General features: G+C 68.8%; 1 protein-coding gene. It reads left to right on the forward strand.

Going from position 1 to position 2,216, the window contains the following annotated elements; genetic code table 11:
- Positions 1-147: 147 nt before the first annotated feature.
- On the forward strand, positions 148-2,216 hold a 2,069-nt coding region (locus ACSNOH_RS34535), incomplete at its 3' end, for a condensation domain-containing protein (RefSeq protein ID WP_436725400.1).

Below are 2,216 nucleotides of genomic sequence, written 5' to 3' on the forward strand. Positions count from 1 at the left end.
GGTGGGGGCCCGGTGCGGGTGTCGGGGATTCCGAATCTGCGGTTGGCGACGGAGGCCGGCCGGGATGGGGGAGTGGATCCGGAGGAGGTACGGACATGGGCTGCCCGGCATGGGGTTGAGGTTGCGCTGACGTGGTCGGCGCATTCCGTGGAGTGCTTCGACGCGGTACTGGTTCCTGCAGAGCTCGCTGACGGCCGAGCGCTCTCGGGCGTCTATACGCCGGCGAGTGACGAACGGGCACTGACCAACAATCCCCTGCACGCACGACGCGCCGAAGAACTTCCCGTGGTTCTCCGGGAATTCACCCGCCAATCGCTGCCGGACTACATGGTGCCGTCGGCGGTCGTCGCCATCGGGTCGGTGCCGCTGACCACCACCGGGAAGCTCGACCGGCGTGCGCTGCCCGTGCCGGATTACGCGGTGACGAGTGCGGGGAGGGCGCCGCGTTCACCGCAGGAAGAAACGCTGTGCTGGCTGTTCGCCGAGGTTCTGGGATTGCCGCGGGTCGGCGTGGACGACAGCTTCTTCGATCTCGGCGGCCACTCTCTGCTGGCGACGCGTCTCGCCAGCCGGGTGCGGGGCGTGCTGGGTGTGGAGTTGCCGATCCGGGCGTTGTTCGAGCAGCCCACGCCGGCGGGGCTGGCAGGGTGGCTGGCTGCGGCGGGTTCCGCGCGTTCGGCCCTGGTCCCTGTGGCGCGGCCGGATGTCCTGCCGTTGTCGTTCGCTCAGCGGCGTTTGTGGTTCCTGCACAAGCTGGAGGGTCCGTCGGCGACGTACAACATGCCGCTGGCGTTGCGGTTGTCCGGTGCGGTCGAGCGGGAGGCTTTGCGGGCGGCGCTGGGGGATGTGGTGGCGCGGCACGAGTCGCTGCGGACGGTCTTCCCCGAGACCGACGGCGAACCCCGCCAGCTGATCCTTGAGCCGGAACAGGTCGAACTCCCCTGGAGCGTGCGCGAGGTCGCCGAGTCCGCACTTGAGGAGATGCTGAGCGAGGCTTCCCGCTACGGCTTCGAGCTGTCCTCCGAGCTCCCGATCCGCGCCACGCTCTTCGTCACCGGTCCCAACGAATGTGTGCTGCTGGTGTTGATGCACCACATCGCAGGCGACGGCTGGTCGATGGGGCCGCTGGCGAGCGACCTGGTCGCGGCGTACGGGGCGCGGTGCTCGGGTCGGGAACCGTTGTGGTCGCCGCTGCCCGTGCAGTACGCGGACTACACGCTGTGGCAGCGCGATCTGCTGGGGGACCAGGCGGACGCGGACAGTATGTTCAGCAGCCAGCTGGCCTACTGGAAGGAGCAGCTGGCCGGCCTGCCCGAACAGCTGGCCCTGCCCACCGACCGCCCCCGCCCCGCGACTATGTCCTACCGGGGTGCCTCGACCTGGTTCTCCCTGGACGCGGACCTGCACGAGCAAGTGACACGCGTGGCTCGGCGGTCCGGTGCGACGGTGTTCATGGTGTTGCAGGCGGCGTTGGCCGGGCTGTTCACGCGGTTGGGTGCGGGGACGGACATTGCGTTGGGTTCGCCGATCGCGGGGCGGACGGATGAGGCGCTGGACGATCTCGTCGGGTTCTTCGTCAACACGCTTGTGCTGCGCACGGACACGTCCGGCGACCCGACGTTCACGGATCTGGTCGGTCGGGTGCGGGAGGCGAGCCTGGCGGCGTATGCGCATCAGGATGTGCCGTTCGAGTATCTGGTGGAGGTGCTCAACCCGCAGCGCTCGACATCCCACCACCCGCTCTTCCAGGTGATGCTCGCCCTCCAGAACGCACCCGTCGCGGAATTCACCCTCCCCGGCGTGCGGGCTTCCCTGGAGAACGCGGGAACCGGTGTGTCCAGGGTGGATCTGTCGATCAACTTGTCCGAGCAGTACGACTCCGCCGGTGTGCCGGCAGGGGTGCACGGCTGGGTCGAGTACTCCACTGACCTCTTCGACGGCGGCACTGTCGACGCCCTGATGGCACGCTGGTCCCGGTACCTCGGCGCACTCGCCGCTGAGCCCGACCTCCGCATCGGCCAAGCGGACCTTCTCACACAGGTCGAACGCGAGCAGGCCGTAAGCCTGAGTCGTGGTGGGGATCTGTCGGTGCTGGGGGTCTCGGTTCCTGGAGTGTTTGGGGCTCGGGTGGCCGAGGTGCCGGATGCGGTGGCTGTGGTGGCGGGTGAGCGGGAGTGGTCGTATCGGGAGGTGGAGGAGCGGGCCGGCCGGTTGGC

This window comes from Streptomyces sp. URMC 127 (genome assembly GCF_051386535.1).
In the GTDB taxonomy this organism is placed as follows: domain Bacteria; phylum Actinomycetota; class Actinomycetes; order Streptomycetales; family Streptomycetaceae; genus Streptomyces.